Origin of the sequence: Nocardia sp. NPDC050406 (genome assembly GCF_044459025.1) — a bacterium.
In the GTDB taxonomy this organism is placed as follows: domain Bacteria; phylum Actinomycetota; class Actinomycetes; order Mycobacteriales; family Mycobacteriaceae; genus Nocardia.
In genome coordinates this window covers 518,739-533,045 of sequence record NZ_JBITIM010000004.1, presented here as the reverse complement: position 1 = coordinate 533,045, position 14,307 = coordinate 518,739, and the positions used below count along the sequence as shown (strand labels likewise).

General features: G+C 71.5%; 9 protein-coding genes. 4 read left to right on the top strand and 5 right to left on the bottom strand.

Annotation, left to right across the window (positions count from 1 at the left end; all coding sequences use genetic code 11):
- Positions 1 to 2: 2 nt before the first annotated feature.
- Both ACIBH2_RS31135 and ACIBH2_RS31130 read right to left on the bottom strand, forming a co-directional pair.
- Positions 3 to 644, bottom strand: coding sequence for an endonuclease (locus tag ACIBH2_RS31135; RefSeq protein ID WP_397123963.1), 642 nt, complete (start codon positions 642 to 644; stop codon positions 3 to 5).
- Positions 645 to 701: 57 nt separating this feature from the next.
- On the bottom strand, positions 702 to 1,595 hold the full coding sequence (locus ACIBH2_RS31130; RefSeq protein ID WP_397123961.1) for an RNA polymerase sigma factor: 894 nt from the start codon (positions 1,593 to 1,595) through the stop codon (positions 702 to 704).
- A 131-nt stretch (positions 1,596 to 1,726) separates the two neighbouring features.
- Here ACIBH2_RS31130 and ACIBH2_RS31125 point away from each other — a divergent pair, with 131 nt between their 5' ends.
- Complete coding sequence (locus ACIBH2_RS31125; RefSeq protein ID WP_397123959.1) at positions 1,727 to 2,887, top strand: zinc-binding dehydrogenase; 1,161 nt, start codon at positions 1,727 to 1,729, stop codon at positions 2,885 to 2,887.
- A 7-nt stretch (positions 2,888 to 2,894) separates the two neighbouring features.
- Here the strand turns inward: ACIBH2_RS31125 and ACIBH2_RS31120 are convergent, their stop codons facing one another.
- From ACIBH2_RS31120 to ACIBH2_RS31110, 3 genes are all read right to left on the bottom strand, one after another.
- Positions 2,895 to 4,520, bottom strand: coding sequence for a dynamin family protein (locus ACIBH2_RS31120; protein ID WP_397123957.1), 1,626 nt, complete (start codon positions 4,518 to 4,520; stop codon positions 2,895 to 2,897).
- Between the two features lie 65 nt (positions 4,521 to 4,585).
- A complete protein-coding gene (locus ACIBH2_RS31115) occupies positions 4,586 to 6,436 on the bottom strand; it encodes a dynamin family protein (protein ID WP_397124305.1) in 1,851 nt (616 codons plus the stop codon).
- A gap of 37 nt (positions 6,437 to 6,473) precedes the next feature.
- A complete protein-coding gene (locus tag ACIBH2_RS31110; protein WP_397123955.1) occupies positions 6,474 to 8,225 on the bottom strand; it encodes an IniB N-terminal domain-containing protein in 1,752 nt (583 codons plus the stop codon).
- Between the two features lie 309 nt (positions 8,226 to 8,534).
- Here ACIBH2_RS31110 and ACIBH2_RS31105 point away from each other — a divergent pair, with 309 nt between their 5' ends.
- The 3 genes from ACIBH2_RS31105 to ACIBH2_RS31095 are packed head-to-tail and all read left to right on the top strand — an operon-like array spanning position 8,535 to position 14,225.
- Positions 8,535 to 10,238, top strand: a complete 1,704-nt coding sequence (locus tag ACIBH2_RS31105; RefSeq protein ID WP_397123953.1) for an Hsp70 family protein — start codon at positions 8,535 to 8,537, stop codon at positions 10,236 to 10,238.
- Positions 10,239 to 10,250: 12 nt separating this feature from the next.
- On the top strand, positions 10,251 to 13,049 hold the full coding sequence (locus tag ACIBH2_RS31100) for a LuxR C-terminal-related transcriptional regulator (RefSeq protein ID WP_397123951.1): 2,799 nt from the start codon (positions 10,251 to 10,253) through the stop codon (positions 13,047 to 13,049).
- A 51-nt stretch (positions 13,050 to 13,100) separates the two neighbouring features.
- Positions 13,101 to 14,225 (top strand): hypothetical protein, encoded by a 1,125-nt coding sequence (locus tag ACIBH2_RS31095; RefSeq protein ID WP_397123949.1) that lies wholly within the window; start codon positions 13,101 to 13,103, stop codon positions 14,223 to 14,225.
- Positions 14,226 to 14,307: the final 82 nt, after the last annotated feature.

The window sequence follows — 14,307 nt, the reverse complement described above, 5'->3', positions numbered from 1 at the left end:
GACTAGTCCGCGGTCGCCAGCACCTCTCGGGCGAGGTCACGGTCCAGGGTGACCCGCACCAGCGCCGCCGCCAGATCCGCGTCGTGGCCGGAGGCGAGATCGGCGAGGCTGTCGGCATCGGTAGGCAGATCGAGCTGTTTCGCGCCTTGGCGAGCCCGTTCGTCGAAGAACGGACGCACCCAGGTCCAGGTCTCCTGCACCTCGCGCAGGAAGATATCCGCGCCGACCGGTCCGATGCCTTGGAACTGTTGCAGCAGACGGAACAGGTGGGCGGGGTCGCGCTCCGCGGCGGCGGCCAGTTCGCGCAGGTCGCCGTGGTAGTTGTCGAGCAGGATGGCGGCATTCGCGCCGAGGCGGGTCGCGGTGGATTCGTCGTAGCGCTTGTAGTGCGCGCGCCCGAGGGCGTCGACCAGCTCCTGCCAGTCGGCATCGGCCACCCGCTGCGGCGTGCCGTAGCCGCTCGTCACGAGTTCCCGGGCGGCGGCCACCGCGATATCGGCGGAGATCCGCGTACTCAGCAGCTGCGCCAGGACGAGCAGCTGGAACAGGGGTGCGGGTTTGTCGGCCAGTCGGATACCGGCCTCCTCGGCATAGCTGGTTCCCGCGCGCTCCAGCAATGCCCGGACGACGTCTTGTCGCTTCATATCGGCACCTCCCCATCGGACATGGTGCGCGTACCCGGTGCGCGGCGCTTCACACACTCAGTCCAACAGCGGAAACGCGCCGGAGGCGAGGATCTCGCCGATCGCTCGCACGCGGGCGGAGGGGGCCGCGTAGTCGGGATGCGCGCCGAGTACGGCGGCGGCCTGATGCAGGCGCACCATCTGGTCCTCGGCCACCGCCACCTCGCGCGCGAGCGTCCGCGCGGCCTGTTCGACGCCGCGACCGCCCGCGGCGATCGGGTGCGTCGCGTAGGCCGGATGTCGCGGATCGATACGGCCGAGGCTCACGGCCTTGTCCACGCGGCGCGAGCACCGGCACGCGGCCCGCGGATCGGCGAGGCCGCAGTGCGCGGTGAGGAAGGCTCCGAGTCGTTTCCGGCCGCGCTCCAAGCGCTTTCGGTACGCGGCGGGCGTGGTGTCGGTGATCCAGGCGGCCTCGGTCGACCCGAGTTCGAAGACGTCGGAGAGGACGAAGGCGATGCGCTCCTCGCGCGCGAGGCATTGCAGCATGGCCTGGCTGCACATGAGTCGCATCTCGTGCGTGAGCACGGTGGCCTCCGGTCCGCGGTAGTCCTGCTCGGCCAGCCCGTCGCGCAGGCCCGCGCCGAATTCGTCGAGGCTCAGGCGCGCCGCCTCCTGCGGGGATTCGCGCCGCAGGTTCAGCAGGTGGTTGACGCCGATCCGGTAGGCCCAGGTGAGCAGCTTCGCCTCGCCGCGCCAGGTGGCGAGATTGCGCACCGCCCGCAGCAGGATCTCCTGGGTCGCGTCCTCGGCGTCGGCGGGGCGGCCGGTCATGCGCAAGGCCAGGCGGTACAGCGGATCCTGGAGCAGGCGAACGACTTCCGCCAATGCGGCCTGTTCGCCCGCGACGGCGCGGTCCACCAGGGCGCGTTCGGCCGCGGCCCGTTCCGCATCCGGTGTTTCGGCAGCCACCCTGTCAGCTTGAATGCGGCGCGGGCGGAACGCAATCGGCGGATGGGGGTGCGGGAAGTCGATGATGCGGCGGGCTGTGATGGGTGACACATAGAATTCGGGGTGGCCACCGTCCGCGACAGGAGTCCATCATGCGCGCAGCCGTCGTCACCAAGGGCGAATTCCAGGTTCAGGACCTGCCCACACCCGTGCCCGGCAAGGGGCAGGTGCTGATCGATGTGACCCGTTGCGGCATTTGCGGATCCGACCTGCACGCGCGCGTGCACTGCGACGAGCTCGCCGATCTGGCCGCCGCCACCGGTTACGGCCACTTCATGCGGTCGGAGCAGAGTGTGGTGCTGGGCCACGAATTCTCCGGCGAGATAGTCGAATACGGGCCCGGCTGCCGGAAGCGCTGGAAACCGGGCACCCCCGTGGTGGCGCTGCCCATTCTGCGGCACGGCCGCGACCCCCATCTGACGGGACTGTCCACCGCCGCGCCCGGCGGCTACGCGGAGCAGGTGGTGGTGCAGGAATCCATGACCTTCCCCATCCCCAACGGCCTGTCCGTCGAGCACGCGGCGCTGACCGAACCCATGGCCGTGGCCTGGCACGCGGTGCGCAAGGGTCGAATCGGCAAGGGGCGAACGGCTTTCGTCATCGGCTGTGGGCCGATCGGGCTCGCGGTCATCAGCATGTTGAAGGCGGCGGGAGTCCGCACGGTGGTGGCCAGTGATCCGTCACCGCGCCGCCGCGAGCTGGCCACGCGATGCGGCGCCGATGTGGTGGTCGATCCGGGCAGCGAATCCCCGTGGGACGCCGCACCGCGCAAATCCCGCATCACGGGTGCGACCGACATTCTCAATCTGGGATTCGATGCCATGGAACGGCTGCGGCGGATTCCGAATCTGCCGTGGTGGCTGTTGTTTCGGGCCGCGCACACGCTGAACCAGGGTCCGAACGCGCCGGTGATCTTCGAATGTGTCGGCGTACCGGGCATTCTCGACCAGATCCTCACCGCCGCACCGCCCATGTCGCGAGTGGTCGTGGTCGGGGTGTGCATGCAGCCCGACACCATTCATCCGGCCACCGCCATCAACAAGGAGATCGAACTACGCTTCGTGCTCGGCTACGATCCGGGCGAATTCCGCGACACCCTGCACATGCTCGCCGACGGCAAGGTGGATCCGACGCCGCTGATCACCGGCACCGTCGGCCTCGACGGCATCGACGCCGCGTTCGCCGCGCTGGCCTCGCCGGAGCGGCACGCGAAAATCCTGATAGATCCGCGCAGTTCGACGACCGTGCCCTGATCGGCCGTCACTCGCGCCGTCGAATGCGGGCGAACGGCGTGGTCGGGGGTTCCTGCAACAGGTCCAGGAGCCCTTCCGCGCTGCGCGCGGCGGTGAGACAGGCGGTGGTCGTGGCCTGATCGGCCAGCGGATGTCCCGCGCGGGCACGCCATTTCTTGACCGCGGCCAAGGCGTGCGCGTGCTGGGTGCCGCGATCGGCATCGGCGGGCAGGCCCAGGCGCAGATGCGGTGCGACGCCGGAACCGCCTATGAGGCGGTGCAATTCGGCGTGATCGTCGGCGGGCAGGGGGAGGTCCTCGGAGCGGAGGCGGCCGAGCAGGCGCAGTTCCGCGAAGCCGTGCACATCCGCGAGGAGGGTGCGCACCCTCGGGAGTACGGCGTCGGCGGAGGTGCCGGGATAGGCGGTGAGGACTCGGGCCAAGCCGGTGAGGGCCGAATGCGCCTTGAGTTCCTCCGCGCGCTGGGCGAATTGGATATCGAGGACGGCGCGGAGTTCGTCCAGGCCGCTGCGCTGGGTGAGTTCGGCCGCCAGCGAGGCGGAGTCGCGAACGCCGAGCCGAATCAGCGTGATGGACAGGCGGATTCCGAACAGCCCGAAGCGAGCCGCCAGATGGGCGCGCAGCTCGGGCGGGACCGGGAGGTCGAGGTCCGGGCGGGCGAAGCGGTCGGCGGAGAGCAGCGCGGCGGTGAGGTCGTCGGTGGGTACGGCGGCCAGCGCCTCGAACGCGGCGTATTCGCGCTGCCGCAGCGTGGCGGCGGCGAAGGCGAGCAGCCCGGCCACCGGAATCACGGACTGGCACAGGCCGGTGCGCTCGAGTTCGGTGGCGAATCGGGAGGCCACATCGCGTGCGGAGTGCAGGGCGTCGATGCGCCCCGCGCCGATTTCGTCGGCCCGTGACACCACTCCCACCGCGCCGAGCGGTGATCCCGACGAGAAACCCGGTGCCGCACCGGCGAATCCGCGTGCCGTACCGTGCTGCGACCCCGCGCCGATACTCTCCAGGAAGTCCACGTCGGCGGCATCGAGGCGGCGCAGCAGGTAGACCACCGCGTCGGCGCTCGGCAGTGCGACCCCGCCCGGATCGGCGCTCGGGGTGAGCAGGCGCGAGGTGCGGGCCGAGACCTCCTGTGACATCGAGGAGATGCCCGGGGTGTCGACGATCGTGGTCCGGGCCAGTTCCTCCGACGGCCACTGCACGTCCAGATGCTCCACCGCACGCGGGCCGGGCGCGTTCCAGCGCAGGGCCGACAGGTCGAAGTGCAGACCGTGCGCCCCCGGCAGGCCGTCGGCGCCCCGGTCGCGCCGCACCACCACATCGGCGCGCGCGCCGTCGCGCGCGAAGGCGGTCACCCTCGGTGTGGCGCCGTGCCGGTACCAGGTCACCAGGCGGGTGCACTCGGTCGCGTCGGTGGGCGCGATGTCCTGCCCGACCAGCGCGTTCAGCAGCGTCGACTTACCCGCTTTCAACTGTCCGGCCAAGGCCACCCGCAGCGGTTCGTCCAGTCGCCGAGCACAATCGGCCAGCAGCGCGCTCGGCCGCGCCTGCCCCGCATACGCCTGCCGCGCCGCACCGATCAATCGCCGCGCCTCGGGCACGATCCCGGCCACAGCACCCGGGGCATCGAAAACCATCCACTCACGGTAGCGGGACACCCGCCACCTCCCGACCGGTACCCACGTGGTTTACCGCCGCGCTCTCAACGGGCTCCCAGCGCGGGCTGTCCGGAGCTTCCCGGCGGCAGGCCGGTCGACCGCGCGTCCGCGGGCAGCAGGGCTTCGGCGTGGCGGCGCAGTTCGGCGACCACGCGCAGTTGGCGTTCGAGTTCGGCGCAGCGCTGGGTGCGCTGCGCCGTTTCGATGCCAGCGGCCTCCTGGGCGGCGCGCAGGGATTCGTCGATCGAGCGCAGGCTGCGATCGGCGATACCGGTGAAGTGATCGCGCAGCAGGCGGTGGATGCGGTGCAGGCGGTCCTTGGTCTCCTTGCCGGAGTGGAAGGCGATATCGTCGACGTAGCGGCGCACGGCGGTCTTGGCCTCGGCGCGGCGCTTGGCCAGGCGGGCCTGTTTGTCGTCGCGGAAAGCCTTGCCGCCCAGTATGACTCCCGCACCCAGGGAGAGCGGGTTGACCAGGGCCATACCCATGAGGGTGCCCGCCAGCCCGGCCATGACGACGCCGCCGTAGGAGCCGCGCACGCCGACCAGGATCTTGTGGGTGAGGCCGAGATCGGGTTCCAGATCGGCGAGTACACAGGAGCCGACGCGAGAACCGTTGGGGTCGAGGGTTTTCGCGACCTCGGGCAGATCGACCGCGCCGAGTTCGGTGAAGTGTCCGGCGACCCGCTCGGCCAGGTCGATGGCGCGGGTTCGGGTCCACAGCAGATTGTCGCCGACGGCGGTGCCGACCGTGCCGGTGAGCCACTCCTCGATGGCCTCCCAGTGGCGGCCGGGATCGTGGTCGTCGATCCACTCCTCGGCCTCGCGGGAGATGGTGCGCAGGCGATTGCGCAGATCGTGGTCGATATCGCCCGCCAGGTCGGTGACGCCGTCGCCGAGGGTCTGCTGCCAGGCGGCGGTCCGCCGTTGCAGCTTCTCGGCCTCGGCCTTCGCCAGGCGCAGTTCGCGAATGGCGGCGGCGCCGCGCTCGGGATCGCGCAGCGCCACCAGCTCGCTGCCCAGCGCCAGCGCCAAATGCTCTGCGGCCGAGCCGATATCGAGGGCGACCGCCTGCTTCACCGCGGCTTGGTCGCGGGCCACGACGTGCTCGCGCAGGAACTGGAAGACCTGGCCGAAGCCGGATTCGCGGCCGAGCTGTTCGTCGCGCAGGCGCATGGCGTGGGTGCGCAGCAGCGCGGAGACGGGGATCATCGGGATATCGAGACCGGCCGCGGTCAGGTGCTCGCGGTTGGCCTCGAAGACCTGACGCCAGTGCGGGTAGAGGTCGATCTTGCTGAGCAGCACCGCCACCGCCGGGCACAGCTCGCGCACCTGTCGGAGGAACTCCACCTCCGGCGCGGTGAGTTCGGTGGAAGCGTCGGTGAGGACCAACACGGCGTCGGCCGCGGGAAGCAGGCCGACGACGCCCACCGCACCGGCGTTTCCGTGCGCGCCGACACCGGGGGTGTCGATGAGCACGATGCCGTCGGCGAGCAGCGGATTGGGAGCCTGCGCCTCCACCCGGACGACCGGCCTCGCCCGCAGCGCGGGGCCGGTCGCGCCGAGTTCCTCGAAAGGAACCGGCATTCGGGAGGTTTCGGTGTCGCCGCCGTCCGCACCGGCGAGGACCGCTTCGGCGCGCGCCTGGGGGCCGTGCGTGAGGGTGACCGTGACATCGGTGGTCGTATCGTCGCCCACCGCACAGATATTCAGGTTGAGCAGCGCGTTCACGAACTGGCTCTTGCCCTGATTGCCCAATCCGGCCACCACGATGCGCCGTCGCGGATCGCGCACCCGGTGGGCGACCGTCTCCAATCGCCCGACCAGGTCCCCGCGTTCGGCCGCGCGTGCGACCGCGATGGTCTCCCCCAATATCGACAGCAGTGGATGCGCCATCACGGTCCCCGATACGGCAGTGCTCACCGGTCCTCGCTCACGAATGCAGAATGTCGCCGATGATGTCGCCGCCCAGGTAACTCCCGACCTCGACACCCGCACCGCCGTCGCCGAACAGCCCGGCGTCCGCCCCGCCCGACAGTCCGCCGTCCACACCAGCGCCGAAGGCCTGCGAAACGTCCACTCCCGCCCAGGGATTCGCGGCCACTCCGGCGTCCACGGCCCCGCCGCCGCTCACGCCGACATCGACGCCGCTCTCGGCTCCGAGACCGACCTCCAGGCCCGACTCCGCCCCCAGCGCGGTATCGGCCCCGGCCCCGATCTGCCCCACCGTCCCGATCGCGGAGTCCACACCGCCGGAGAGCCCACCGCCGACCTGGCCGCCAGCGCCCACCGCCGAATCGACAGCGCCGCCCAAGCCCGCGCCGAGATCGGCCCCGACCTGCGCACCGGAATCGAACGCGCCACCGAGACCGCCGGAAAGCCCTGTCTCCAAACCACTTCCGATCTGACCACCGGCCTCGAGCACACCGTCGATTCCCGCGTCCACACCCGCCCCGGCACCTACCGCGCCGTTCACGGCAGCGCCCAGGTCGGTCCCCAGCTGCCCGCCAGCGTTCACAGCGCCGTTCAAACCACCGGAAAGACCCGCGTCCACATCGCTCCCGAGCTGCGCGCCGACTCCGGTAGCGGTGTCGATCGCCCCGGACAGACCGGTCTCCAGACCACTACCGAGCTGAGCACCGACCCCCAACGCGCCGTCGAGCCCGGCGTTCACGCCCGCTCCGAGCCCCGCTCCCGCGCCGACCGCACCGTTCAGCGCAGCGCCCAGGTCGGTTCCCAACTGCCCGCCAGCGTTCACAGCGCCGTTCAGGCCACTCGAGAGTCCTGCGTCCACACCGCCTCCGAGCTGCGCACCGGCGTCCAGCGCACCGTCCAGTCCAGCGCCGACACCCGCGCCGAGCCCAGCGCCCGCACCGACAGCGCCCTCCACCGCGGCGCCGAGATCGGTGCCCACCTGCGCGCCCAGACCCAGTGCGCCCTCGATTCCGGTATTCACGCCCGCGCCGAGGTCCGTTCCGGCCTGCGCGCCCGCACCGATGAGGCCGCCGAGCGAGGTGTTCAGTCCCGCTTCGAGGTCGGCGGCGGTCTGGATGGCACCGCCCAGGCCCGCCGTCAGGCCCGCACCAGCGGCGGCCGCGGCGTCGACCGCGCCCTGTACGCCGGTGGTCAGGTCCGCGCCGAGCTGGAGTCCGCCGTTCAGAGCGCCCGACAGGTCGGCCGCGGCCTGGGCGCCGATCACTCCGGAGAGCCCGGTTTCGAGACCGGCGGCCGCGTCCGCGCCGACCGTGACCGCGCCGCCGATACCGGCCGCGAGTTGCGCGCCGAGGTCGGTGGCCGCGCCGACCACACCGCCCACTCCGGCGGCGAGGCCCAGCTCCAGGCCGGTGGCGGCCTCGCCGTCCAGGCAGACCTGGGTGGCGGTCGCGGTGGTGGCCGTGACGGCGACTCCGGTCGTCCCCGCCGCGACCGCACCCGCCGAACCGTTCACCCCGGCGTTGACCGCACCCGCGGCCGCGCCACCGGCGGCAATGATCCCGGCCAGCTGCGAACCGCCCGCCACCAGCGCGGACTCCGCGACCATGGGGGCCACGGCGGCGATATCCTCGGCCGTCACGGCCAATCCGGCCTCCGCCAACGCCTGTCCGGGATTGACGCAGTAGGCGGCTGCGGCCTCGTCGTCCCGCAGCAGGTTGAGGATGAACTCGAGAATCGCGTTGGGGCTCATGGGAAATCGTCTCCTTCGGCGGACCCCCTCGGCCCGCGCTCGTTGCACTTCCTTTCACGCTAGGAAGCGCGGGCGTTACTTCGAAACGGGGTGAACTCCCCTGTTGCCGGACCCCTCGGCATTGGGGGCGGGGCGGGCATTAGGGGAATTTCCCCCTACCTGCCCCCAAACAGGTAACGACGATCCCCCAGCAACCGACAGCTCCCATGGGTCCGCAAAGGCCCCACCAGCATTTTGAACTAATCCGACTGATCGACTTTCGAACGGCCACGCCGGGCAGGGCGTGTTTCGAATGACAGGGGTTCTCGAATGAGTCAGGGTCTGGCGCTCGGCATTACCGTCGGGTCGCTGAACACGGTCGCCGTGACGACTTCGGGGGGACAGCGCACGCTACACATCCGACCGAGCCTGTTGGGTTCGGCGGCCGAGGTGCCCGAGGGCATCCTGTCCCGGGTAGGGGATCCCGTGGACATTCGGATCTCGGACGGATCCGCTGTTCGCGCAGCGGATCTCGTGGCCGCGGCGGTCGGCCGGGCGGTGGACGACACCGGCCCCGCCGCGGCCATGGTCGCCTGTTATCCGGCCTGGTGGACCCAGCACACCGTGGAGGTGCAGCGCGGTGCGCTCACCGCGGCCGGACTGGAGGGCGTCGCCCTGGTGCCGGAGCCCACGGCCGCCCTGCGCTGGCTGCAGGAGGTGCGCGAATCCGCGCACGACGGCGCGATGGCCGTCTACGATCTCGGGGCGACCGGGTTGACCATTTCGGTGGTTCGTACCGGACAGTTCTCCGGTTTGCTGGGCGAGCCGGTGCACTCCAGGCTGGTGTCGGGAGCCGAATTCGATCTGCTGGCCATGCGCTACGTATTGGCGAATGCGGTGGGCGATAACGATTTCGATCCGTTCGATCCGGTGGTCGAACGAGAATTGGCCGCACTGCGCGTTCGCTGCGGAATTGCGAAGGAAGAGCTTTCCAAAAAGACGGCCGCGGTAGTTCCGGTGCGCCTGCCCGCTTTCGGGTTGGATGTCCGATTCGTCCGCGATGAGCTCGAGGAGCTGTTGCGCGGGCCGCTGCTGAGCTCCATGGATCTGCTGCGCGAGGCGGTGCGCCGCGCGGGCATCCACGTCACCGATCTCGACTGTGTGCTGCTGACCGGAGGCGGAGCGGCGATTCCGCTGGTCACCGAATTGCTCTCCACCGAATTCGGGATTCCGGTGGCGGCCGCCGCCGATCCGGCGCACATCAGCGCCCACGGCGCGGCGCTGCTCGCGGCCGATCTGCTCGATTCGACCACCGCGACGGAGCCGCACCCGGCACTGGCCGCCGCGCCGACCACGCCGATCCGCAGTGCCGAAACACCTCGCGATGCCGAACAGCCCCGCGCTGCCGAAAAGCCCTCGGCGACCGAGAAATCCGAGCCCGCACCCGAGCCCGAGGCCCGGGCGCTGCCCGCGCTACCGGTCGAACCCCCGTCGCCGGGCAAACGCAACCGGCGGCGCGCGGTGGTGATCGGCGCGGCCGCCGTGGCGGTCGCGGCACTGACCACCGGCACCCTCGCCATCGGCACCGCCGTGCAGTCCGCGCCACCGGAATCGACCGCGCCACAAGGGACCTCGGCGGTCGTCACGGCCTCCGACAACCCCGGCGCGCCGCAGCAGACGGGCACACCGGCGGTGGTCCATCCGGTGGGTTCGAGCGGACAGCCGACGCTCACCCAGGCACCGGGCGCGGTCCCGACCGTGGCCGGACAGGCCCCGGCAGCGGACCAGACCGCCGCGCGCGAGCAATCGCCCACCGAGGCAGCGCCCCCTCCCGCGCCCGCCCATAATTCGTCGGATCCCGCGGCGCCGCCGCAGATTCCGCCTGCGCAGCAGCCCGTGCCGCAGCAGCCGTCGGCGCCGACCATGCCCGAGCTGCCGACCGGCGTGGTGCCCGAGGTGCTCGACCGGGTCGGCGGCACCGTCAGCACGGCGCTGGAGGCGCCACGACAACTCGTTCCGAATTCGGGCGGCTAGGGGTTGGTTTCGGTGGTAGGTAGTACCCCTGTCGCGCTCGACTCCCTTCCCTACGCGCGAGAGATTCTGCGGGAGTTGGATTCCGAGGATTCCGTTCCCCTGCTGTACCTGATTCGGGGCCGCTCCGGCACCGGTAAATCCACACTGCTGGCGGCCATCCGCGCCCGCCTGCGCGCCCGAGGCGTCCAGCTCTCGGACAATCCCGCCGCTATCGCGCCGGATGGCAGTCCCGCGCCCGGTCGGCCGGGCGGGCACCGCACGGCCGTCACGGTCGACGATGCGCACACCCTGTCCGAGCCGGACCTCGAGAGTTTGTGCGCCGCGGCGGAATCCGGCCGACACATCGTGGTGATCGCCACCAGGCCCCGGCCGCACGTCCACCGCCTGCGCGCCCTCACCGATCTGGTGTCGCGGCGCGGGCGCGTGATCGATCTGCGCGCACTCGGGCTCACCGAGATAGCCCCGTTCGCACGGGAACTCGGCATGATGGTGCCGCGCGGGCTGGCCCAGCACATTCACCGGCAGACCGACGGTATCCACGGCGGCGTGGTGGCGGCACTGGCCGCCGCCTGCGCCGCGCGCATGGACGCGGGGATCGGTGCGGTCGACACGGCGGTCACCGCGTGGGCGCGCGCCCGCCTCGACGATGCCGACCCGGATCTGCTCGACACCCTGGTGGTGGCGGCCGTCGGTGCGGGCCTGGATGCCAGCGAACTCGTCGAGGTGCTCGACGTGACCGGCTCGGCCGCACAGGATCTGGTGGACCGCGCCCGCGCCAGCGCGCTCGTCACCGACGCCGACCTGCTGCTGACCCCCGCCATCACCCCCTTGCGCACCCTGGTCGGCGACCGACGCTTCCTCGCCGTGCAACGCCGCCTGCTCCAGGCCCGCCTGGACGCCGGACTGCTGCGCGACCACACCGCCCTGCTGCTCGCCGAATCCGGTGTCCGCGATCCGCGCCTGGCCGAATTCCTCTGCACCGCGGCCGAAAAGGCGGGTGACGAGGCGGTCCGCTACTACGCCGCCGCCACCCGCGCCGGTGCCGATCCCGACACCATCGCGGTGCGCTGGGCCGATGCCGCCGCCCGCATCGGCGACGGCGAGACGGCGCTGCGACTGGCCGAACCCGCCCTCGCCCGCGACCAGGTGCCAGCCACCGATCTCGCCGCGGCGGTGCGCATCTGCGCCGGAGTCTGGACGCGCCGGGGCCTCATCACCCGCGCCGCCCAGCTCTACACCTGGCTCGGCCCGCATCGCATAGGCCCGGATTGGGCCGTCGGCGCGACGGTGCTCTACCTCGCCGGTGACGCGGATACCGCACGGGCCCTGTCCACCTCGGCGGACCAGTGGCCGCCCACCGAGGCCACCGCCCGCGCCGGATCCATCGCCACGGCACTGGCCCAATCGGTCAGCTCGCCGACCCGAACACGCACGCCGTCCGAGGGCGCGAATCGGCCGACCAGCGCGGTGTCTCCACCGCTCGGCGCGGTTCCGCACGACGTAGCGCGCGGTAGCCAATCCTTGCCTGCCGCAACGCTTCCCGTCCCTTCACGCGGAATGCACACCACCGCACACGGTTTCGCGTCGCGGCCCGACACGGCAGCACACACTCGCGATTCCGCCGGAATCGACACCGCCGCAATGGGTTTCCCCATGCTGCGCGCCGACGACCGGCGCGGTTCCGCCGCGCTGGCCGCGTCCGCGCTGATCCACGCCGCGCATACCGGCCTCGCGCCGGGCGATACGGGCGGCGACCGATTCCTGCCCTGCTCTGCGGTCGCCATCGCGACCCTGCTGTGCCTGAGCATGGGTGAACCCCGCCGCGCCGCCGACGCCCTGCGGGGCGGCTCGACCACCGACCCGCAGGTGCGGGTGCTCGCCGCCTGGGTGGCCATGCTCGGCGGTGACGAACGGGGAGCCGCCGCCGTGGTCGATCAGCTCGACCTCGCCGCGCTCGACCCCCGGGATCGCCTGCTCGCCCATGCCGTCCTCGTCGGCCTGGCCCGGCGCGGCGGCGACCACACCGCCCTCGCCCTGGCCTGGCAGGCCGCCAGCCCGCTCTTCGACGAGGTCGGCGCGGATCTGCTGACCCTGCTGCCCATCGGCGAATTATGGCTCGCCGGAATACGTTTGCGCGACGAGGGCCGAGTGACGGCCTTGGTCGACGCGGCCCGCCAGCTGTTGCGCGGACTGGGGGATCCGCCCGCCTGGGCCAATGCGTTCCACTGGTACGCCATTCAGGCGGCCATCGCGCACGAGAGCCCGGACGAGCTGCTGCCGCACGCGCATCGCCTGAAGGCGGCGGCGCAGGCCGGAGATCCGCAGGCGGCCGCCCTGGCCGACGCCGGTCGCACCTGGGTACTCGTCCTGCGCGGTCAGGTCCGGCAGCAGCCCGTCGAGGCGGCGGTCCGGCGACTGGCCGGGCTGGGTCTCATCTGGGACGCCGCCCGACTGGCCAGCGAGGCGGCGCTCGCGGCCGAGGATTCCGCCACGGCCACGGCCCTGCTGAAACTGGCCCGCACCGTGCGCGTCCAGTCCCGACCGTCCGAGCACCCGGTCCGGCCCCGGCCCGCGACCCCCGCTCCACGCCCGGAACCGCTGCCCGACGCCGTGCTCAGCGAGCGCGAACGGGAGGTCGCCGAACTGGTCCTGCTGGGTCTCACCTACCGTGAGATAGGAGCGCGCCTCTATATCTCCGCCAAAACGGTCGAACATCACGTGGCGCGGATACGACGTCGGATCGGTGCCGGGTCGCGTTCGGAGTTATTGTCAATGCTCCGCGCCATGGGCCATGGATCACTACTCGTGTGACACTCGTGCGTGCGGACGCCAGACCCGCACGCACCGAGTGAGGTAACGAGGATGGCCACTGGGGTGGGCCTGCGGATCGCCGACGACGAATGCGTCGCGGCGATCGTGACCGGGGACGATGCCACCCTCCCGGTGCACTACATCGTCCGTGAGTCAACGCTGCACATGTCCGACGACGGCGATGCCGTCCTCGGCGACGAACAACCCGACGACCATTCGCACTCCATCTCCGGATTCGTCGCGAAGGTCGGCGATCCGGCGGGCATCCCGGTGGACGACGGCGAGGCGTACCGCGCCGAAGACCTGTGGGCCACGGCCGCCTTCTGCCTCATCAACCTGGCCGCCGACCACCTGAACGGCCCGGCCGAGTTCTACGCCACCCACCCGACCGGCTGGCAGGACGAGCAGATTCGCGCCGTCCGCGACGCCCTCGACTACCTGGGTCTGAAATCGGTGGTGCTGGTCAGCGAGCGCGACCTGAGCGTGGAGACCGATACCGGCAAGGCCCTGGCCTACCAGGCCGCCCGCACCGCGCTCGCCGCCGTGCTCGCCACCCCGGCCGGACTCACCCCGCCCGATCCGACGGTCACCGAGAACAGCGCCGAAGTGACCGAGGTGCTGCCCGCCATCAAGGTGCCCGAGCCGCCCGCGCAGGCGTACTCGGTCGCGATTCCGGTGCCGCTGGCCGAAACCACCGCCGAACCCGCGGTGGCCCCGTCGGACGAACCGGCGCACGCTCCCCCACGCAACCGCGGCCCGATACTGATCGCCATCGCCGCCGCCGTCGTGGGATTGCTACTCGGTGGCCTCGGTGTCGCCGCCGTATTGCGGACCGACGACACCGGCACCGGCACACCGCGCGGGGACGTGCTCACCGAACCCGACGCGACCGCCGGTGCGGTGCCGCCGCCCGTCCCGTCCGAGAGCGAAACCCCCACGGCCGCAGCGCCTCCGCCACCGGAGGAGGCGCCCCCGGCCAGCACCGAGGCGCCGCCGCCCGCCACCGAGGCGCCCACCACCACACCGGAACCCTCGCCGACGCCCTCGTCGACCCGCCCGACCCCCACGTCGCCGACGCGGACCCCGCCCTACATCTATCGTCCGCCGCAGCTGCCGACGCTCGAGATACCGCCGCCGCCGATTTTCCAGGATCCGTGGCTGCGAGATTCGAATTGATACAAGTAGAGATCTTCTGTGACGCATGCCTTAAAGTGATGCGCTGACCGGTGTAACCCACGCGCTGCCCAAGAGGTGCGCA